The sequence below is a fragment of the Alteromonas sp. BMJM2 genome (genome assembly GCF_027257845.1).
Classification (GTDB): domain Bacteria; phylum Pseudomonadota; class Gammaproteobacteria; order Enterobacterales; family Alteromonadaceae; genus Alteromonas.
Genome location: NZ_JAPVOT010000005.1, coordinates 113681 through 133773, shown reverse-complemented (window position 1 = coordinate 133773; position 20093 = coordinate 113681). Strand labels below are relative to the sequence as shown.

The window sequence follows — 20093 nt, the reverse complement described above, 5'->3', positions numbered from 1 at the left end:
CCGTTTTCTTTTTACCTTCATTTAATGTATTTATGCAAAATAACATAGGCTCTATGATCGGCTCGCAACTCTCTTTTTCTCTATACATCATGCGCAGTGCACCTGTGGCCGTGTGTGCACAGCTTATGTTCAAATCCGTTATTACACGAGCGCTTATGACACCGCTTACGGCTGCGCTTATGACAGCTCTTATGTTAACAACGTTTCCAGCCTATTCAGGAGCGGTTGAACAATCAGAGGGTAGCAAATTAGGCGCTAACGAATCAGATGTAGAGAACATAGTGGTAAAGGCTACGAGACCTTACTACCACGACACGCTAGAACGCATCCTTCCCCTATATAACTATTCTCAGTCTTCAGTTGCCGAGCCCACTAACATTAATGATGTATTAGTTCAGTCCCCGGTCATTAGCCTTAACGGGCAGGGCGGGCAAATTCAAAATGTGAGTATTCGCGGTTTTTCTCGCTGGCGAATTCAAACGCTGTTAAACGGCGTTCCTATTTTTAGCGATAGAAGAGCCGGTGCAAGCGCTGGCTTTATACCTCCTTCATGGATAACACAGGTGTCAGTTGTGCCTGGCGCAGCCTCTACATACTTAGGCTCTGGAGCAATAGGCGGCGCGGTTAACCTGCAAATTGCTGCACCCCATGAGCAGAGTCTTACTGTTGGAATGTTGAACAATGGTGAAACCCAAGAATACGGGTATGAAGGCTTTGCGGACAGTTTATTTACGTCCAATACTGATAAGCGCCATGCTTATGCGGGAAGCACTGATTGGAAAGTCTCTTATCGCAATGCAGATAACACCCAAGATGCCAATGGCAATGCGTTGTTTGAACAATTTGAACAAACAGCGCTTTTTATACGACATCAGCCTGAGCGCTCAAATATCACTGAAGCGTGGTCGCTGTTTTCACACAATAGCCATGTTGGAAAGTCGAGCAGTGATTATCCACAAGATAGAGTGACAACATACCCCAACAATATCCATTGGCTAGGCAAAGTCAGCGTGGTTTTCGATAACATGACTAGTAACGTGTGGTGGCATCAGTCTCAATTAGATACGCAAACGTTACGGCCAGAATCGCGCATTAATGAAAGCAGAAGCAACGCCTTCGATTATGGTGGTGATCTCGGAGGCAGGCAGCGTATAGGCAAGTGGCGAGTTAATTGGCAAGCCCACCTGCAAGGACGCGAAGGAGTAAGGATCAATGAGAGTGAAACGCCTATTTCGCAGTATGGCCTCAATTTAACATCCGAACCGTCAATACCAATACAAGTCAAACCTGCACAAACAACGCAAATTGAAACCTACAGTATCACCACACTCGATGCCAGTGAGATTGGATTGGCGGGCGTGATAGATGCCTCAAGAACGTTCCAAAATCTATCTGTAGCGGTAGGTACGCGCCTTGACTGGCAGTATCAAAGTGGAAGTGGGCAAAACGTAAAAAGAGTAAACGTTAGCGGATTCACAGGTGTTAGCTATATGCTTTCTCCTCACTGGTATGCAAGCTTATATGTTTCAAGCGCTTTCAGAAACCCATCTCTCACGGAACGGTTTTTTTCTGGAGAAACTCCTCGAGGCACTGTACTTGGAAATCAACGTTTAGACACTGAGCAGTCAGCAAATATTCAAGGCGGGATCTCATATTCAAACAATGGTTTATTGGCAACCACTGAAGTGTTTAGTCAAAAGATACATCACTATATCGAGCGCAAAGAAGTAAGCGAAGACGTGTTGGAATACGCTAATTTAGACAGTGCCACTATTAATGGACTGAGCTATACGGCTAATTGGACACCGGAAAATAGTGAATTATCTTTGCAGTTAAGCGGTGCTTGGATAAAAGGTGAGGACGAAAGCGGGAATGTTATCGCTGATATTCCCGCGCACAATCATCGGCTCACGGTGGGATACCAAGCGGGTATTATACGCATATTTTCAAACGTGCTTTATCGGGCTAGTAAAACAAACGTTGCCGATGGAGAGCGCCCTTTAGGTAGCGTAGTGACCTTAGAGGTTGGAGCATCTTTGCCATTTAATAATAAAGTGAATGGGAGAGTAAGTATTCGAAACCTCACTAATCAGCTTTTTTACGTGAGTGCTGATGATAGGGCGGCTTTTGCTCAAGGTCGCAGCATTCAGTTTGCGCTACGTTTTTTGTTTTAGAGAGCTTGCTTCAAAAGACTTGCTTAAGAGTGCTTGTTTTAAGTGGGGCTATAAGAGACTTACATCAGCGGGTCTGGTTTAACTAGCTTGTTGAAACTAAAGCGTACTAACCAGATTGTACTAACTAGACTGCTGCAAGCGAGCCTGTTTTTTCCGATATTTACTTTTCAGCGTGGTAAATAACATTACTATGCCGGTTAACCATAGAATAAAAAGAAGGACAGCGGCTGGCAGAAATAGATACAGCTTAGCGCCTTCAAAAAACCAACTCCCGTCGTGAATAGATTCTATGGTGTCGGTACGACGATAAGCCGTTTGCAGTACGTCGCCAGTGAAGGCGTTAAGCTGCACTTCCCAATGATTATTGCCACGTACTTTTATAACGCCTTTGTTCGGTCTAATATCCAGTCTGTCAATGTCTTCCCAGCGCATTAACTGGGCGTTGGATACAGTTTGGACTGCCTGTAAAATCTGCTGCGAACTTATTATGGTACTGGGTGAGTCTGTTGCTTCTTTTAAGGGAGTTTGGCTTACTTTTTGGGTCGGCGGCTGGATCCAATCTATCTCTTTTTTCACCTGCAGCAGCAGGCCGCTACCAATCACGATGATAACGGGAAGAAAGATACTTAAGGAGATCCATAAGTGAAGCTGTCGGCTGATTTTTCGTAGTTTGTTAGGCATTGGAGTAGGCATCTAAAACGGGCTATTACTATACTGTATATGGCTTTCAGAATAAAAGCGGTAGTCACGCTACTGGCCGCTAAAAAACGGTCAAACAACCTACCTACCGGTAATACGATACGGTACCGACGAGTAAGCGCTAAGTAAGGGCTAGCCAAATGCCCACACCAATCATTAGTGTGCCCGCTATTCGGTTCATTAACTGCACATTGTCGCTTTGCATTAGTAATGAGCGCATGGTTCGCCCACCTGATGCATAAATTAATAGGCAACTAAACTCTAGCACTAATATGATGGCGATTAAGCTAGCTAATTGATGCATCAGCGGTTGTTCGGGATTGATAAAAGGCGGCAGTAATGCAACAAAGAAGGCCCAACCTTTTGGGTTGGCAATGGCGGTTATAAAACCTTGCGACATAAGGGCTAAACGAGAGGCCCGCTGACTTTCACCATCGGGCTTCAACGCCATTTTTCCTCGCGACAACCACATTTGCACGCCTACATAAAAAAGGTACGCGCCTCCGATGTATTTGAGGACAGTAAATACAGATGGGTAATTGAGCAACAGTGCAGCCACACCAACAGAGGAAAGAGTGGCTACTAGCCCTACACCCGCCAATTCACCAATCATCATCCATAAGGCACGTTTAACACCAATACTCATGCCTAGCGTCAGTGCGAGCGTCATACACATGCCAGGCGTTATGGACACAAAGAAAAATGTGGGAATAAAAAGAGACAGCAAGCCCCAGCTCATAAGTAGTATCCGCAGATAAAGAAAACAGGCGTGGAAGTTGCCAGAAAATGAGATGGCGATCAATAACAAGTTGCGTATTGTTGTTTTTGGCCCTGTAAGAAGTTCTTGCCCGTTGAAAAATAAGCAGAACATGCTGAGACCAATGTTTGGGTGATAATATTAAAAATTATATTAATCAGTGGTTTATGTTTTTTTGTGGACCGGCGTTTTTGGATCGCTTGTTGCACCCTCTAGTTTAATGTTGAACAAAGTAAAATAGTAAGTAGAGCTAAAAGTAAGCGGGCACTTTCTCTCGAGCACATTTTTTCTCGAAGTAAGTGTTCCAAAGAGTTCAGCGACTAGAAAGAAAAAAGGAGAATCTAATTATGAGTAAGACTAAACAATCTAAAGTAGTTGTTATCACAGGCGCGTCTAGCGGCATAGGCAAGGCAACGGCCAAGTCACTCGTGCAAGAGGGGCATCGCGTTGCACTTGTTGCAAGAAGCGAAGATAAGCTAAACAGTCTTGTGGAAGAGTTGGGTAGCGAGAATGCGTTTTCAGTAAAGGCCGATGTAAGTGATTTTGACGAAGTAGAAAACGCATTTGCCAAAATAAACACGCATTTCGATAAAATAGACGTTGTTTTTGCTAACGCAGGAACCGGCGCGAGTTCTCCAGGTATTGAAAAGGGCGACGTGAGCGATTGGTCAACTATGCTTGGGGCGAACGTAAACGGTCTTTTATATACAGCAAAAGCAGGGTTACCTTTTCTAAGAGAGAGTAAGGGGCACTTTATTCTCACGGGCTCAGTGGCCGGACGCATTGCTCTTAAAGGCTCGGTATACGGCGCTAGCAAGTGGTTTGCTTATGGCTTCGGTCAAAACTTAGCCGAGGAAATGCGTGAATGGGGAGGTAAATGCACAACCATTTGCCCAGGTATGGTCAATACACCATTTTTTGACGAACCTAAAGAAGACAAACTGGCACCAGAAGATATTGCAGATGCTGTTAATTATGCGTTATCAAGCAGCGACAAAGCGTGTGTAAGAGAAGTATATGTAATGCCAACGTCGTAATTTTTAGTTATTACAGACTACGGTTCTAATTGTTACGGCCGTTGGTGCCAGTAATCACAGACGAGCCACTACCGCCGCTTGCGTTGCCTAAAAAGTCCTAACTTGATGGCGATGCCGGTGGCAATCAGTGTAGTTGTAAAGATAACTGAGACTCTAAGTAATAATTCAAATCTACCCGTGACGTTAAAAGAAGCAGTTAACACACTCAATACGAGATTGCTTGTTACAGTGATACTAAAAATATAGGCCATGTAGCCAATGATCAACTTTACATTTTTTTGCACGGTATTCTCCTGAAAGTTCACTCCATTAGAGGCTCTCGCCACTTTCATGCTCAATTAATTTTCCGCGTTCGCAGAGCAATCAATGTCGCTGTGTTCCAATGTTAATACTAGTTTTAACGCTAGCCCTACCTTTAGCTAAAGTTCGTAATGCTAACGATGGATGATAAAAAGAGTAACTGGTCATCGAGACGGTTTTCTTCGTGACTATGGTAACCATGGACATTGTTGGGCGGTGAGCTTTATGACACTAAACCGATAACTCTTGCTTTTAATCGCGTTTTTTCGCTTCTGATACGCAAATCTCTGTAAGGTGTGATTACTTTGTGTTCAATGTGATTTAAGACGATTAACCCTACAACTTGGCAGGCAAAAGAATGAAAACAGATAACCCTTCTGTAACAATCCCTCAAGAAGCCTTTGATTGGTATGACGAATATGCTCATGGCGACATAGATAGGCGCACCTTTTTAACCCGCGTGGCCTCGTTGTCTATTGCAGGCCTGTCTGCTGGTGTTATCGGCAGCGCTCTTATTCCCGACTATGCCAAAGCCGAGCAAGTGTCCTTTAACGACCCCGCTATTAAAGCAACATACGAAGAGTTTCCATCCCCTGAAGGCCATGGCACTGGAGGTGGGTATTTAGTAGTGCCAACTGAGGCAAGCGCCGAAAGCCTTATGCCGGCGGTTGTTGTGGTACATGAAAATAGAGGGTTGAACCCCTATATAAAAGACGTTGCAAGACGCTTGGCCATGCAAGGGTTTATTGCGTTCGCGCCAGACGCTTTATTTCCCTTAGGAGGTTATCCAGGTAATGATGATGACGGAAGGTCAATGCAGCGCAGTCTCGATAGACAAAAAATTGAACACGATTTTATGGCGGCCGCAAAATGGCTAAGTCACCACGAAAAAACCTCAGACAAGCTTGGCGTGGTCGGTTTTTGCTTCGGCGGATACATCAGTAACCTTTTAGCCGCTACCCTTCCTGATATGATTGATGCGGCCGTACCGTTTTACGGTACACCTGCAAAAGAAGAGTTGCAGGCTCAAGTGAATGGGCCGCTGCTTCTGCATTTTGGTGAGAATGATAAGCGAGTGAATGCAACTTGGCAGGAATATGAAGAAGTGCTGAAGGCCAACGGGGCAGAGTACACCGCTTATGTTTACGACAAAGCTCAGCATGGCTTTCACAACGACTCAACAAGTCGTTACAGCCCAAAAGATGCCGAACTTGCATGGCAGCGCACCGTTGATTTCTTCTCGACTCACCTTAAAGCCCCAATGAGTCGGTAAATTGACGGGTTGTTTAATTGATCAGTCGGCAAATTGATGAGTCGGTAAGCAAGTAAACCTTCAAATAGTAAACGAACTCTTAACCTAAAAAGTCTCAATATAGAAAAGCGCCACCAAGGTGCTTTTCTATGTTGAGTATCTTAATAATGTTTCAGATACACCTATACCATGTATGGTATTAAAAGCATGGAGATGGCGGTAAAACCTTAACTGAGTTAAACTACGCACATCTGCATGAGCTGTTGCAGCCGTTGAATTAACGGTCGTGTTTCACTGTTTTTGCTCTGCTAACACGCAAGCACCGTGCAATAAATTAGCACAACGCTCGGCTCTAGCTCGGCTTTACTGCGACGCTTCGCTTGAATATAGCACTGTGCTCAAAAGGCCTTAGCGTAATCAAATACAATAACGACTTCTATCCTTAAAGGTTATCAATCATGTTCCACAACGATGTTTTACGCCGCATTCGCTATGCGCTTGCTATAAACGATACCGCGGCTATCAGTATTTTTAAGCTGATGGATTACGAAATGGACATAGATTATCTTCATAGCATCATGAAAAAAGAGGATGAAGAAGGTTATTTGCCATGTAGAGACAAGATCCTTGCGATGTTTTTAGATGGTTTGATTATTAAAAATCGCGGTAAGCAAGAAGGACAAGCGCCCAAAGAGCTCGGCCCAAAAGAGCGCTTGAGTAATAATGAGATACTGCGAAAAATTCGCATTGCGATGAGCTATAAAGACGAAGATATGATTGCCGTATTGTATTTGGCTGATTTCAGGCTGAGCAAAGGCGAACTTTCAGCGCTATTTCGAAAGCCTGATCACCGCAACTATAAAGCGGCCGGCGACCAGGTTGTACGAAATTTACTGCAGGGTATGGTAATTAAGTATCGCCAAAATACGAAACCTCGTGCGTCTAATCAAAATGCATTTGCATCAAAAAGCAAAGGTGGTGTTACGGCTAAGTCTAGCTCGTCTGAAACACAGAAAGCAGGCCCTAAAACCCTTAACCTTAAGAAGTCAGGCGCCAAAAACCAAACAGTCAAAAAGAAGAGCAATACCTATCGCGTAGATAATAAACCCACCGACTCTGCGCGGAGTAAGGGCTAGCTCTTCTACAGTCAGTAAGAAGTCAGTAGGGTAATCGATAGATAGCAGAAATGGCGGGCGAGCGGCAGTTGAAAGTTGAGTGTTCAGCGCACATATTGTTTCTATTCTTATGGACATTTAATGTAGAGCGAGGAAGACCCTTATGGCTAAAACGATAGATACACCGACCAGTAGACATTTCGATAATGCAGATGGGCTTTGCGAAGAGAAAAGCGACGCAACAAGAGGGTTTGTCTTTAATCAAACTATGTTGCGAATTGCTGATCCCAAGCGCACTTTAGACTTTTATACCCGCGTGATGGGAATGACGCTAATAAAGCGACTCGACTTTGAAGAGATGAAGTTCAGTTTGTATTTTCTAGCGGCAGGGGATGATTTTTCTGATATAAGCGATGACGCTGAAAAGCGTACGCAGCAAACCTTCGGTCGCCCTGCTATGTTAGAACTGACTCATAATTGGGACGATACTTCAGAAAATGCGTCTTACCACAACGGCAACAGTGAGCCAAAAGGCTTTGGCCATATTGGATTTCACGTGCCAGATGCGACAGCTGCCTGCGAGCGATTTGAAGCTCTTGGCGTGCCATTTCAGAAAAAGTTAAACGACGGGTCTATGAAAGGCATTGCGTTTATAAAAGATCCCGACGGCTATTGGATTGAAATTTTTGATGCCAACAAGGTTGCCGAAACCTGTGCGCCGCATTTAAAAGGTTAGAACAACGCACCTGATATTTTGTAAGCGTTTCTAAGCCTTTTTTTAAAAACACTAAAAGGAGCAGCGCTCCTTTTAGTATTCTTTCTACTTTCTCCCTTCGTTAGTCAGCATCGTCAGAAGACAACTTGTAGTCAAGCTGTACTAACAACCCTGTTTGCCTTAATGCTTTGCCATTTTGAACCCGCGGCTTATATTGCCACTGTTTGAGAGCGCTACTGGCACTTTTATCGAATACGCCTTCAGGTGACGACTCTACTACCGTTACGTTATCAGTAGCGCCAGTTTCTGTGATATCGAATTGCAACACCACGAATCCTTCGGTATTGGCCTTTGCCGCGGCTTCAGGGTAGGTCGGTGAAACGTGAGCTATGGGTGAGGCTTCATTTACCTTGGGCTCAACGGGGGTATATTGCTTTGCATCAGCATGATTTTTCGGCGGTGGTGGCGGCATATTGGCCGCAGCAGTATTCGCCATTAGCAATACGCTTAGCGACACTGCCACGAATGCGGCTAGTCGATTCTGTGGAAGCTTGTCTAAGGGCGTGTTGGCCTTTTCTGTACATTTTTGCAGCGGTCTGTGTGCTGTTTAGACAAGGCAAATAGTTGAAGGTCTAGTGGGCTAAATCGAAACTATTTAACGCGGTATAAACAGCACACAGGCGCTGCCCGAAGGGGTCGTTATGGAAGCATTTTACTCTTTGTCACAGTCCTTTGACTTAGCCCACTAGGCCTACAGTACTGTTTCGCGATTAAAATGCTTCCATTTAGACCAAAATTAGTACAGAAAAGGCCAGCACGCCCTTTTATACTAAACGTTTTTTCATGGTACTTTTTTCTCCAAAGGTAGGGTACAGACTCAGTGTCTGCGGGGATTGCTCGGCACACTGTACGAGTGCTTTTGCATAAATGAGTGTTTCCTTATCGCTTTTGTTTGAAAGCACTTTGTAGTCGCAGGCTAGTTCTTGATTAGTTCGAAATGCTTTAAGCGCAATCCAAATGAGAGGGTTGAACCAAAATAGCGTGATTAAAATGAAGGAAACGCCGTTCCAAAAATGATCCCTGTGATGCTTATGGACAGATTCATGCTCTATAATCATGTGCTGTTGCGCTTCACAAAATATGCGGCCAAAGTTCAAGGGCAGCACTATTTTAGGGTTAATAAAGCCAAATAACATGGGCGTAGTTGCCTTAGATGAGTAATAGGCCACATCACCGTTAGTGCTCATCTTTTTTAAGGAGGCAGTAAGGGATAAATAATGCACAAGGGTAGTAACGATTAAGGCGCCCGCACCTACTACCCAAAGATAAAGAAGTACGTCTATGTACTGTACTGTGAAAGAGGGAGTCGTGTTCACTATATACCTAGAGAATGAGTCACTTGTTACCGATACACTATAGGTAGGTAAGTTGTTTAAGAGTAATACAGCTGGCACGGTGGCCCATAATTTATAGGTAAACATAGTGCCCATTTTTGCTGTAAATCGCTCTGCGAGCAGCAGTAACATTAGGGCAATACTCAAAGCACCTTGCTGTGCAATTAACCATTCAGTCATTGTCTTCTTCCCATTGAGCAATTAATGCTTTTAATTCGTTAACATCATCTTTTGACAATGTTTTCTGGGTTGCAAACCCTGCTACTAATGGTGTGATTTTGCCCTTGAAAAGTTTTCCGACAAAACTTTCTGCTTCTTGCGCGGTATAATCTTCTCGCGCGATAAGTGGGTAATACAAATATTGACGCTGCTGTTTTTCAAACCCAATAACCCCTTTTTTTACTAGTCGACTTAATAAGGTCTTAATGGTTTTCTCATGCCACTCCTTATGGCTAGATAAGGTTTGCACTACGTCACTAGCACTTGCGGGATTACGCTCCCACAATACATCAAGTACATCAAATTCTGCATTAGAGATATCGGGTTTGGACATGTCCTAGTTACCTTTATTTAAACTAGTTATCTTTGTTTTAAGCTGCTATTTAACGCTCTTTCTTAGCATCGTGATTTTAAGCAACAACTCGACGCAATATCACTCAATGAGTAAAAACGTAACACGCTATTTTTACTGCGATATACATTGCACACACATCATTAAATTTCTTATGATTTGTGATTACAAGTGTAATCTCTCATTTAAGATTACACTTGTAATCGATGTTTGCAAGTTTTTTTGTTGTTTTTTCCATCTATTTGAGGAAGGCCAAGTAGGCGAGTTGCAGATTGGTGTTACGGATAGCGGGATTTAAATTGCAAAGGCAAATGGACGAGTGATAAAAGATGTTATTGTTAAAATGGGAATATATAGCGAGGCAAGGACAAATAGAGCAATGCAATGCTTGGTTTAGTGAACTACTGTAAAAGTAAGATCGGTAGATTCAAGAAATTCACCTAAAATACGAGACTGTTGATTTCCGCGAGGAACCATCACATAGCACTTTGGTTTAGGCGTTACTTCGGAAAGCTCGTACCATAGGTTATCTAGAACGTCTTCCTCATGTGTCAAAAACGTCTCACCCCAAGTGGTGCTGTAAAGCACATACACATCTTCTACTGTAGGCTTTTGGCGAAGGGTGGGGAAATTAACTAACGCCATGCATGTCATAATGCGTTCTGGGGCCAGTAAATCCTCTCGCGGCAATGCAGATACCCGTACAGGTGGAAACAACGCGCACAGGTGTTTTAGCAGGTCATTTAGGTCGAGCTCGCTAATTTCGCAGTAGTTGTAATCTAGGTGAATTTTTGTGTTAGTGTCTATTATGCGACTGGCAACACACCACACAAGTAACGCCATTGCATTAGATGCTTGTGAAATCTTTTGCGATTCATCGATAATACCCGACTTGCTCAGCCTATCACCTGCGTAGGCGGTCCATATCTCATCGCCATTCTTAAGAGTTTTCACGGCTATGGTTACGGTGGGGCAATATAAACTCTCATCAAAAGCTCTTCGAAGAAATTCCACTTTGTTTGGTTTTTTACCGTAGAAGGTGCTTAATCGGCGACCAAGCACTGTCATGTCTTTTTCATCCATGATTTGGGTTTGCCCATCAAGCTGACTTGATATGCGCCTGTAACATTTCAATAAAAAGCGGTGTATGCGACGACTTAATTGAACGCGCTCATTAAAATTCCATTTTTGAATGTTATCGAGGTGCTCCAATGTCTTTCTGCTCCAGCCCCAGCTTTTGGCATAAGCAGCCATAATTCGTCGTTTAAAGTGTGGTTTTTCTCCCTCGTACAAGGGCTGGCTGAGCTTGCATGCAGATTTGAGGTACAAACACTGCTGCAATATAAGAATATCTTCTGGCTGCCCTTCTGCAGTGTAGTGTGTAATTAACTCGTTGAACATCAGTGCGTAGGGATCGATATCAGTGTCGTTTCCCGGCGCGTCAGAGCCTAAGTGAACGTACTTCTTAAGCGTGTTGCACAAGGGTTGTTCACTGTCTATCTTGGCGAGATACACTTCTAGTTTTGCCATTTTCAGTAATGATTTAAATGGCGAATCCATTGCTTTACCCAGCTGCCATATGGCAGCGCCAAAAAGCTCTCCAGCATCAAGTTTTTCTAGATGTCCTAAATCCATAAACCAATCTAAGTCGGGTGATCCTCCTTTTTCAAGGCATCCCAAAATGCCGTCGTATTGCTTTAGAGACGATTTTTCAGGTGTTAACCACCAAAAAGGCACCTTACCGGCCACAACAATGTTTGTGCTGTAAAATTCTGCTTTTAAAAATAATGCTTGCGCAGACCCTGCACTTTCTCCGTCGGCAACGCCGAAGTCATTTCGTTTTACCTTTTCGATATCCGATAGAAAGAAGTGTACTTCGACGCCCCACTTGCTATCAGCCCATTGCTCTATCGCGTTAAGCTTTTGAGCTAATAAATCAAGGGACTGTGGAGAGAACTGCTTTCCGTCTACACATACCCAATAGTCAAAATCTGACGTGTCGGTTTGCGCAATAGTACCAATGCTCCCCATGAGGACCAGCGAGTCAATGCACCGCTGGCGAGGCCAAATAGATTTAATGTCAGCAAATAAAGACTGCAATGAGGGAAAACAGCGCGTCAGCGCCATTTCAATATCTTTTCTGAAGGAGTAATTGTTAATACCAAAAGGCACTGTTGCATCGTTTGAAGGCGGTTCAACATACCCGGGTAAATCGGGATGATTTACGTGGATTAAAAATGGCAACACATGAAACAATGGTTTGTTTTCGGGAGGCAATAAACTAAGGGCACGCTCTGTTCGTGATTTGTTGTATCGCAATACGCGCAGCAACCTTATTGTAAGGTTCTTCTGTAAAGAGAGCGATTTTTGCTCAACCATATATCATTATTCGCCCAATTGCCTGTGCCTGATATCCATTGTCTTAAATTCATTACCAAGCATAGCGCGATTCACTGCTATCTGCTTGTTAATTATCTTTAGTGTTTGGGTAGCTATCGAGAAGTGATGTCACTAGTTCGTTTAGTGCCCGTTGAACGGTAATAGCATCATTCGATTCAATTTTAGTACTGCCCGACGCACTATAAACAAAGATGTTTTCTTTTGTGACGTCTATTTGTAAGTTTTGATATTCTGTAAATTGCTCGCCAACAGGAATGCTAAACACGCTACCTATGGAAATTCCGCCCGAGCGACCAAATGTGCCGCTGCCTAGGCCAATATTTAAACGTGTGCCGCCATCTTTAGATTCAACAAAAGGAAAAAAACCGATGAGCACGTCAGCTTCATCCTGTGAAACCTCAGTTAACCCTTTCGCTGTCATCACATTGGCGATAGTCTGTGCAATACTGTTTTCAAGCGTTGGATTAACGCTGTTTAGCGCTGGCTTGACATAAAAGCTATTAATATTTTGAAAGGCCTGTGTTTCGTCTACGCTGATAGACGGGGCGTTAGAGGCACAACCCGCTAATAAGCCACCGAACGCGATCAAACAGAAAAACAGTTGGGCCTTTCTAAATCGTTCTCTCATCGTCTTATCCTTATTCATTGGAGCATCTTCAGCCTTTTAAAAAGGGCTTTTAGAATCAGTTGATCATGATTGGCTTATGCAATAAGTCTTTGCAGTTCACTAACGACAGAATCGCCTATTGCAACATCAATGGCAACATCAATGATTGCATCAAAAGCAATGGTCTTAAGAATGAGTAGACTAATTCATAATTGTTGAAAATATAAACATCGTTGATACTTCGCCCGTTTTCAATTTCACGAAATGACTTATGTTCAAATAATTGCTCACGATCACAGGTATTACGATGTGCTTCGCAGCCTGTGCAGCGAATGCGCCAAGTAGCGCGCAGGTGGATAAGACAGAAAAAGTGGCCATTATTTGGGCGGTAAATTCGGCTCCTCCTTCTTGAACTACTTCATTCGTACCGAGGGAAAAAGCAAGCTGCAATATTATTACACCACAGAATTGGGTGAGACACCCATACCTGGTGCGGTGAGTTGTACCAATAATACGTGGGGAAAGAACGTCATAGAGCATGTGAACGAAGCACTGAACTCCATTGTCGATACTCCTTACTATAAAGCATCTCAAGCGTTCTGGCTTTCACCTTAGCCTCTTTTTGATAAAGCCCCTGCAGTAATAATCTCCTCACATGGCGCAGAGGCCGGTAACGTACCAAATGCCAAACCATGGCGGCCGGCCAGCCTGCTCTCGCAAAAGCTGTTTGCAATAGTGCGTATTTCAGCCTCTTCGTTATTTAGCAGCACACAAGCCTGAAGTGCTAACGCCGTTTGCTCTGTTAACAAACGACTGCGCATTTCCAGTGCTTCAGTATCGCTAAACCCTTTAGAGAGTTGCGCAACATACTCATCGAAATGCGAATTCTTTCCCTTAGCACTTTTTAGTTCTGAAAATAACGTTTTCTGCGTTGCAGGCTCTTTTGCCATGGCCCGCAGCACATCCAAACACTGTACATTACCGCTGCCTTCCCAAATTGAGTTTAACGGCGCTTGGCGGTACAACCGCGGCATTATGTTTTCTTCCACATAGCCAATGCCACCAAGGCACTCTTGCGCTTCATTTACAAACGTTGCGGTACGTTTACAAATCCAGTACTTGCCAATAGCCGTGCAAATACGAGCAAGGGCAGCCTCTTGAGGATTAGTACGACTTTCATCAACGGCCTTTGCTACTCGCATAGTCAGCGCAGTAGCAGCAGCACTTTCGATGGTGAGGTCTGCTAACACATTTTGCATTAGAGGCTGATTGATCAACGTATTACCAAAAGCATCTCGGTGGCTAACGTGATGTATTGCTTGAATTAGCGCTTGCCTCATCAAAGCACTAGAGCCAATCATACAGTCGAGTCGGGTAAGCGATACCATATCGATAATTACAGATACACCGCGACCTTCCTCACCCACTAAATAAGCAGTCGCCTCTTGAAACTCTACTTCTGATGATGCATTGCTCCAATCCCCCAGTTTGTCTTTAAGGCGCTGAATACGAACATGATTTAATTCGCCATTTTCAAGTATCCTAGGAAGAAGGAAGCAGCTTAGCCCGCCTTTGGCCTGAGCTAAGACGAGGTGGGCATCGCACATTGGCGCAGAGTAAAAGAATTTATGTCCGGTAATGGCGTAGCTGCCATCAGCTTGTTTCACGGCTTTGGTAGTATTGCGCCTTACATCTGAACCTCCCTGCTTTTCAGTCATGCCCATACCCACAGTAATACCGTTTTTTTCCAATGCAGGAAGCGCTCGCGAGTCATAGCTACCGTTGATAATTTTATCAAGCCAATAATCAGGAAGGTGTTTTGCGTACTGAATGGCGGGTACGGCTGCATGGGTCATTGTTAGCGGGCAGGTGGTGCCAGCATCAGCCTGGCTATGAATATAGAGCAAGGTGGCGCGAACGACGTGAGCACCTGGTATTGAGCTGTTTTGCCACGAATACGAATGTACCTGATGCTCCATGGCCGAGCCCATCAGAGCATGATAGCTTGGATGAAACTCTACGTTGTCTGTTCTGCGTCCATATCGGTCAAAAGCATGCAAAATGGGCTTGTTTTTGTTGGCAAGTTCACCATGTTCAAATTGCATTTCACCAGTATATTGACCGAATTTATCAAGCAGTGTGGGAAGAGGAGCATAATGATGTTGTTTCACCAAACTTTGAAGCAGCGGGTCAGCTAGCCAAAGGTTATAAGCCAAAAGCTCATGGGGTTGATTTACTACCTCATGTGTATGAAATTTGTTGCTTAATTTCATGTTATTTTGCTCAGCTAGCGGTGGGTTTTCGTATAGTAAATTACATTGTGTAATCAAATTAGTCAAAGTTTGTAATGTTTGTGCTTGAGGTACGTTGATAAACTCGCGCTTCCAACAAGTGATATATTGCAACAAAGTAAGCAGGAAAAGCGGGTGCCAAGTGAAGGAAAGGGAAGAGAAGTTTGAATAAAGCAGAGACAAAAAAGCCAGTTGCACGAAAATTGCTGCTCAAGCTTTTAGGCTCCAGAGATAATGTGAAAATGTCGGCGTCAAGTGCGGTTCGGGTAGGCGCTCTTTTTAATATCTCTGAAAATAGTATCAGAGTTACCATTAATCGTTTACACAGTGCTGGCATGTTATCGCTTGTTGATAGAGGCTACTACCTGCTTGGGAAAGAGGGCGTGAATTTTGCGCGAGAGATCAATAGCTGGCGAAATGCGGAAACCTCATTGCTACCTAGCTGGAATGGCGATTGGATAGTGGTGCACACGCATATGCTAGCAAAAAGTGATAAGAAACAGGCTAGACAGAATGACCGTGCATTAAAAATTCTTGGGTTAAAAAAATTGCTTCCCGATATGCACATCAGACCTTCAAACATTCAAGGTGGTGCCAGTGTGGTTAGAGAAAAGCTGCAGGCACTAGGATTAAGTCAACAGGCCGCGGTATTTTGCGCTTTCGACTTAGAGCCGAAGCTACATTTACGGGCTGGAAAGTTGTGGAATACCGCAGAGTTAGAGCAGGGCTATCAGCAGGGCGTTATTGAACTAAAAGAATCGATAAATCGCCTGCCAACACTGTCATTAGAAGACGCCACAACAGAATCGTTTGAGATTGGGGACAGTGCACTTCATCAGTTAGTGTTCGATCCACTGCTGCCCTCACCATTGATAAATGAATCGCTGCGAAGAGAGTTCGCAGAATTAGTTAGACATTACGACGATATTGGTGCGCAGATTTGGCACCAGTTTTTATCACTAGACAATACCCAATTCGCCTAGCTAAAACAGCAAAAGAACCAGCGCGAAAGCGCTTGGAAAGGAAATGGTTAAGGTATACAAATAATGGTATGACTTCTGCTAATCTAATGCTTAACTAACGCTTAAGCGGAGCACAAAGTGCACAAAGAGTATATAGAGTACCAATCGCTTATTGTTTACTCGTTGACTAGGTCTTATTCATTGCATTCCCGAGTCGCCGTTGCATAAGTTGTCGTATTACAAGGAGTAATAATGTTCACATCTCGTCCGTTGTTTAAACATATTCGAAATCATGCATCGTTATTTTCTGAGTTATCTCAGTACCGCGATTCCGCCTTAAAATCCCTCGGGTTTGCGAATTACGAGTTTCACAAAGTGCCAAAATTTATCACCGAGGACGGCAGCCGGTTAACCATTGAGCCTGAGCGCAGCATTGTATTGCCAAATGTAAAAGCGCTAAGCGGTGTTAAAGCAAAACTAGAAAAACACATACCGTCTTTCAAAATGGTAGAGAACAGCGAAATTGGGTATCGTTATCCCACAGCGGCCCTTGCAAACTTAGATGCGCCTTTTATAAAGCGAATGCGTTCAGAGTATTTTCATAAGGTAGACGAGGATCGCAGTATTTGTCGTCCCGTGAATCTGTCTTACGGCATTAAAAGTCGAGGAAAAGCTGACAATCGCCAAGAATACGAGGTATGGATGCCCGACGACGCGCCTGAGCAAAGCCCGTTGCCATTGCTGATAGAGCGCTACGGAGAGGATTTGCCTAACGACGTTCGTCATTTTGTAGAGCAACCTTCAAAAGTGCACGGGTGGATGGGAGTAAAGCGAGCTGCATTTGAGGCGCTTTATACAGATAAACTCCACTGTAGCGACCTTGTTATTTGTATTGCCATGAGTGTAGATGCTTACAACATTGGTGCAAAACCTGACTTATCTTTTTCGCCAGAGGCCGATAGTTCAATTGCGGTAAGTAATGCTGAACTAGAGTGGGAAGTAGAGGGGTACTATGCGCCACGAGGATGGCAGTTTGATCATGATATGGTGTGGAGCGCCATTCAACACACTCTTGAAGCGGTTAATGCGCCGTTGGTAGACATGTACAGCAATACGTTGATACCGATTGCAGAAAGCAAGACCGAGCGGATTTTGTCAACGCTCACTTCTCTAGGAGTTACCCAAGAAGAAATTGACCATTTGAATCTACAACCTTGGGAGTTTTTGCAAACAGAAAGCACACACAGAATGAAGCATAAAGATCCTAATCACTCTGTAAATTTGTTAGGCAGGCTTAACCGTCTTTTCTATCAACCTGAAAACCCACTCCCATCGTTGAACTGGATGCATGACCTTATTAGCTAAATTCAACATAACCTGTTGAAGGCGATCCTTTTATTAAAGAGTCTATCCGTTAAAAAAGCGCGTTTGTTCCCAACAGATCAGGCGCGCCTAAAATCTTCGCTATAAAAGCCTTAATTTCACAAACTCCTTTCCTAAAAAAACGGCCTAATACCATCCTCTGTAATTGTAAACAAAACGATAAATGTGATGCTTTTATGTAAATTACTTTCAGCATTAACGTAATTTGAATGTTTTTATACTTATAAATGTAATTAAATTACATAAAGTGCTTTATTTATCCATTTTTCTGGTCATAATGTAGTCATTGCTTTCGCAATGTCTAATTAAGTTACAAAAATAGGAATACATATGAAACTGTCTACATTTGCTATCTCACTTCTTTTCTCTGTCGCTGCTACTCAGTCTTTTGCTAAAGACGTTCGCTTACAGCCTGTGGATGAAAACATCGAAACAAAAGCGTGCTTAACTGCCGCGAATGAAGGCTATCAACCTGCACTTCGCTTAGTACGCGCGAACGGTTTCGATGCTGAAGAATTCAGTGCATCAGTTCGCTGTAATGGCGAGTCATTGAGAACGTTTGCTTATATGTTTAGAAATAACCAGGCGTCTGAAACTGCAACGAAAGTTGCTCTGGTGGCTAAAAACGACAATGCGGCATCACAGGCGTGTTTAGAGGCATTAACCATCGGTAAAGATGCAGCGTTAACCAAGTATGGCTTGAAAGGTGAGAACATTATTTGTAATCAAAAGAACATTAGCGACTTCGTTCGTTCTTACAAAATGCAAAACGTAGAAGTTCGCACTGCTGACGAGTAAAAGTTAGCGTAGCTTTACAGATTAAAGCTATTAGCAATATCAGTTTCGGGGCCTTTTGCTGACAAAACAAAAGGCCCGTCACTTCACTTTTCAAAGAATGTTGCGAATAAGGCTAATCAGTACTAAGAATGTGTACTAAAAGTGTAAGCTAAGAACGCAATCGGCTAATTCAATATCTTCCGTTTTGCCAATATCTTCCGTTTTGCTAATGTTTCTGGGTTACCTTCTTGCAGTCAATCTTCCTTAGTCTCGGAAGAAATTAAATGAAATTCGGTTTGTCGTCCATCTAAATACGACACCGTTTTACCGTTAAAAAATGCATCTTCTTCTAGCATGATTCTTACCTCTTTACCCCATTCTTCAATCATAGTTGCGGCATTAAGCTCAATGGAATAAACAGTATTTTCATACATAGAATAGTCACCTTGTATTGGAACTCCTTCTTGGGCATCCCACATCCCAATGGTTGGACCTGCAGCATGCCCATGTAAGCCTAGCGGATGGGTATAAATTGCGGGTTTTATATTTTCTTTTATGGCTTGGTCTCGTGAACGTTTTAATATTTCATTACCAGAACGGCCTTTTTGAAAATTGTTGGTCAAGATGTCCTGTAACCTGTTGCCGTTAGCAAGAGCGTGTTTTAAGTAATCTGGTGCGTCGGTTTCTCCTGGTTTTAAAATGTAGGCATGCTGCTGTTGGTCGGTATTTAAGCGCAAATAGGTAATGCCAAAATCAACGTGAATAAGGTCGCCAGGTTGAATAACATTTTTTTCGGGTCGCTTGCTAAACGCCTTTATCTGATCAAATACTTCACTGTCAGCCCGCTGAATCGATACTGTTGGGTGAAACCAATTTTTAAGCCCAAGCTCGTTAGTTCTGTCTCGTAACCACCATACAACATCATCGGTAGTGGTAACGCCTGGTGTGATCACTGTGTTTGAAAATGCAGTGGCGATAAGGTTGTGGCCAATTTGCGCAAGTGTTGGATAGTATTCCATTTCCATATCACTACGTGTTTCTAGCCACCCAATAGATAGTTTCTCGCCAGATACCACACGTTCCTGATAGGGTTGTGGTAACGCCGCCATAAACATGGTTTTTTCTGTAGAGGTCATTCCATCGGCAAGAGCAAAAGCGTCTGAAGTATTGATGGCTATCTTGCTGGGGTTTCGCTGCTTGATAATATTGGCGAGAGCATCGAATTGGTTGGGTTGCTCTTCTTTATCCCAGGCTTTTTCAAAGCTATTGGCTACGGCGTATCGTGCGACGGCTAACCTTTCTAGGGGCTGTCCTTCGCCCGGGTCGTAGATAACTAACATGGTATGGCGTCTGGCCGACAGCCAAGTAGAAGGGAGCATCGTTTTTAACACCGGATCTTCATTGTATTCCCTTGACATAATAACCCACATATCAATATTTTCTCGTCGCATAATGTGGGGTAGAACAGTGGCAAAACGATGGGCAAGAGTGTTGTCTATAACATCGCTTCGCTCTTTCATGCTTAATATGTCTTGAGCCCAAGTAAATGTGCATGAAAAAAGTAAATATAGGGTAAAAAAACCAGTGGATAACGTTCTCATAAATTTCCTTTTTTGTGGTACGATTTACGACATTAGCATAGACGGTGTTAAATCAGTA

General features: G+C 43.5%; 18 protein-coding genes. 9 read left to right on the top strand and 9 right to left on the bottom strand.

Features of this window, described 5'->3' with window-relative positions; translation table 11 throughout:
- Window positions 1-32: 32 nt before the first annotated feature.
- The gene (locus O9X84_RS07690; protein WP_269519103.1) at window positions 33-2174 is read left to right on the top strand and encodes a TonB-dependent receptor plug domain-containing protein; all 2142 of its coding nucleotides are present in this window, start codon (window positions 33-35) and stop codon (window positions 2172-2174) included.
- Window positions 2175-2294: 120 nt separating this feature from the next.
- Here the strand turns inward: O9X84_RS07690 and O9X84_RS07685 are convergent, their stop codons facing one another.
- Window positions 2295-2855, bottom strand: coding sequence for a PepSY-associated TM helix domain-containing protein (locus O9X84_RS07685; protein WP_269519102.1), 561 nt, complete (start codon window positions 2853-2855; stop codon window positions 2295-2297).
- Window positions 2856-2994: 139 nt separating this feature from the next.
- Entirely contained in the window at window positions 2995-3612 is a 618-nt protein-coding gene (locus O9X84_RS07680; RefSeq protein ID WP_163105070.1) for a LysE family translocator, read from the bottom strand.
- A 365-nt stretch (window positions 3613-3977) separates the two neighbouring features.
- Here O9X84_RS07680 and O9X84_RS07675 point away from each other — a divergent pair, with 365 nt between their 5' ends.
- The 4 genes from O9X84_RS07675 (at window position 3978) to gloA (ending at window position 8070) form a co-directional block, all read left to right on the top strand.
- Window positions 3978-4667 (top strand): SDR family oxidoreductase, encoded by a 690-nt coding sequence (locus tag O9X84_RS07675; RefSeq protein ID WP_269519101.1) that lies wholly within the window; start codon window positions 3978-3980, stop codon window positions 4665-4667.
- A gap of 658 nt (window positions 4668-5325) precedes the next feature.
- Complete coding sequence (locus tag O9X84_RS07670) at window positions 5326-6240, top strand: dienelactone hydrolase family protein (protein WP_269519100.1); 915 nt, start codon at window positions 5326-5328, stop codon at window positions 6238-6240.
- A 437-nt stretch (window positions 6241-6677) separates the two neighbouring features.
- On the top strand, window positions 6678-7355 hold the full coding sequence (locus O9X84_RS07665) for a DUF1456 family protein (protein WP_269519098.1): 678 nt from the start codon (window positions 6678-6680) through the stop codon (window positions 7353-7355).
- A gap of 142 nt (window positions 7356-7497) precedes the next feature.
- Complete coding sequence (gene gloA / locus O9X84_RS07660; RefSeq protein WP_269519097.1) at window positions 7498-8070, top strand: lactoylglutathione lyase; 573 nt, start codon at window positions 7498-7500, stop codon at window positions 8068-8070.
- Window positions 8071-8170: 100 nt separating this feature from the next.
- Here the strand turns inward: gloA and O9X84_RS07655 are convergent, their stop codons facing one another.
- The 5 genes from O9X84_RS07655 to O9X84_RS07635 form a co-directional block, all read right to left on the bottom strand.
- Window positions 8171-8572 carry an energy transducer TonB gene (locus O9X84_RS07655; RefSeq protein ID WP_269519096.1) on the bottom strand — a complete coding sequence of 134 codons (402 nt, stop codon included), beginning with the start codon at window positions 8570-8572 and terminating at the stop codon, window positions 8171-8173.
- 301 nt (window positions 8573-8873) lie between these two features.
- A complete protein-coding gene (locus O9X84_RS07650; protein ID WP_269519095.1) occupies window positions 8874-9623 on the bottom strand; it encodes a M56 family metallopeptidase in 750 nt (249 codons plus the stop codon).
- Window positions 9616-9996, bottom strand: a complete 381-nt coding sequence (locus O9X84_RS07645) for a BlaI/MecI/CopY family transcriptional regulator (protein ID WP_269519094.1) — start codon at window positions 9994-9996, stop codon at window positions 9616-9618. The genes O9X84_RS07650 and O9X84_RS07645 overlap by 8 nt, the downstream gene beginning before the upstream one ends.
- Window positions 9997-10407: 411 nt before the next feature.
- A complete protein-coding gene (locus O9X84_RS07640) occupies window positions 10408-12393 on the bottom strand; it encodes a class I adenylate cyclase (RefSeq protein WP_269519093.1) in 1986 nt (661 codons plus the stop codon).
- An 88-nt stretch (window positions 12394-12481) separates the two neighbouring features.
- Complete coding sequence (locus O9X84_RS07635; RefSeq protein ID WP_269519092.1) at window positions 12482-13060, bottom strand: DUF4136 domain-containing protein; 579 nt, start codon at window positions 13058-13060, stop codon at window positions 12482-12484.
- A gap of 369 nt (window positions 13061-13429) precedes the next feature.
- Between O9X84_RS07635 and O9X84_RS07630 the strand changes: the two genes are divergently transcribed.
- Complete coding sequence (locus tag O9X84_RS07630) at window positions 13430-13636, top strand: hypothetical protein (RefSeq protein ID WP_269519091.1); 207 nt, start codon at window positions 13430-13432, stop codon at window positions 13634-13636.
- On the opposite strand, the gene O9X84_RS07625 is transcribed toward O9X84_RS07630, so the two are convergent.
- Complete coding sequence (locus O9X84_RS07625) at window positions 13633-15294, bottom strand: isovaleryl-CoA dehydrogenase (protein ID WP_269519090.1); 1662 nt, start codon at window positions 15292-15294, stop codon at window positions 13633-13635. The two genes, O9X84_RS07630 and O9X84_RS07625, sit on opposite strands and share 4 nt — an antisense overlap.
- A 182-nt stretch (window positions 15295-15476) precedes the next feature.
- On the opposite strand from O9X84_RS07625, the gene O9X84_RS07620 reads away from it, so the two are divergent.
- The 3 genes from O9X84_RS07620 to O9X84_RS07610 all read left to right on the top strand — a co-directional run bounded on the left by O9X84_RS07620 (window position 15477) and on the right by O9X84_RS07610 (window position 18455).
- Entirely contained in the window at window positions 15477-16295 is an 819-nt protein-coding gene (locus O9X84_RS07620) for a PaaX family transcriptional regulator (RefSeq protein WP_269519089.1), read from the top strand.
- A 231-nt stretch (window positions 16296-16526) separates the two neighbouring features.
- Entirely contained in the window at window positions 16527-17639 is a 1113-nt protein-coding gene (locus O9X84_RS07615) for a hypothetical protein (protein ID WP_269519088.1), read from the top strand.
- Between the two features lie 348 nt (window positions 17640-17987).
- A complete protein-coding gene (locus tag O9X84_RS07610) occupies window positions 17988-18455 on the top strand; it encodes a DUF3718 domain-containing protein (protein ID WP_269519087.1) in 468 nt (155 codons plus the stop codon).
- A 233-nt stretch (window positions 18456-18688) separates the two neighbouring features.
- On the opposite strand, the gene O9X84_RS07605 is transcribed toward O9X84_RS07610, so the two are convergent.
- Window positions 18689-20035 carry a M24 family metallopeptidase gene (locus tag O9X84_RS07605; protein WP_269519086.1) on the bottom strand — a complete coding sequence of 449 codons (1347 nt, stop codon included), beginning with the start codon at window positions 20033-20035 and terminating at the stop codon, window positions 18689-18691.
- Between the last annotated feature and the right edge of the window lie 58 nt (window positions 20036-20093).

Bases quoted from the DNA above. Each gene is read 5' to 3' on its own strand.
- O9X84_RS07690 (WP_269519103.1), top strand. From the start codon at position 33: ATGCAAAATAACATAGGCTCTATGATCGGCTCGCAACTCTCTTTTTCT.
- O9X84_RS07685 (WP_269519102.1), bottom strand. From the start codon at position 2,855: ATGCCTAACAAACTACGAAAAATCAGCCGACAGCTTCACTTATGGATC.
- O9X84_RS07680 (WP_163105070.1), bottom strand. From the start codon at position 3,612: ATGAGCTGGGGCTTGCTGTCTCTTTTTATTCCCACATTTTTCTTTGTG.
- O9X84_RS07675 (WP_269519101.1), top strand. From the start codon at position 3,978: ATGAGTAAGACTAAACAATCTAAAGTAGTTGTTATCACAGGCGCGTCT.
- O9X84_RS07670 (WP_269519100.1), top strand. From the start codon at position 5,326: ATGAAAACAGATAACCCTTCTGTAACAATCCCTCAAGAAGCCTTTGAT.
- O9X84_RS07665 (WP_269519098.1), top strand. From the start codon at position 6,678: ATGTTCCACAACGATGTTTTACGCCGCATTCGCTATGCGCTTGCTATA.
- gloA (WP_269519097.1), top strand. From the start codon at position 7,498: ATGGCTAAAACGATAGATACACCGACCAGTAGACATTTCGATAATGCA.
- O9X84_RS07650 (WP_269519095.1), bottom strand. From the start codon at position 9,623: ATGACTGAATGGTTAATTGCACAGCAAGGTGCTTTGAGTATTGCCCTA.
- O9X84_RS07645 (WP_269519094.1), bottom strand. From the start codon at position 9,996: ATGTCCAAACCCGATATCTCTAATGCAGAATTTGATGTACTTGATGTA.
- O9X84_RS07640 (WP_269519093.1), bottom strand. From the start codon at position 12,393: ATGGTTGAGCAAAAATCGCTCTCTTTACAGAAGAACCTTACAATAAGG.
- O9X84_RS07635 (WP_269519092.1), bottom strand. From the start codon at position 13,060: ATGAATAAGGATAAGACGATGAGAGAACGATTTAGAAAGGCCCAACTG.
- O9X84_RS07625 (WP_269519090.1), bottom strand. From the start codon at position 15,294: ATGAAATTAAGCAACAAATTTCATACACATGAGGTAGTAAATCAACCC.
- O9X84_RS07615 (WP_269519088.1), top strand. From the start codon at position 16,527: ATGTTCACATCTCGTCCGTTGTTTAAACATATTCGAAATCATGCATCG.
- O9X84_RS07610 (WP_269519087.1), top strand. From the start codon at position 17,988: ATGAAACTGTCTACATTTGCTATCTCACTTCTTTTCTCTGTCGCTGCT.
- O9X84_RS07605 (WP_269519086.1), bottom strand. From the start codon at position 20,035: ATGAGAACGTTATCCACTGGTTTTTTTACCCTATATTTACTTTTTTCA.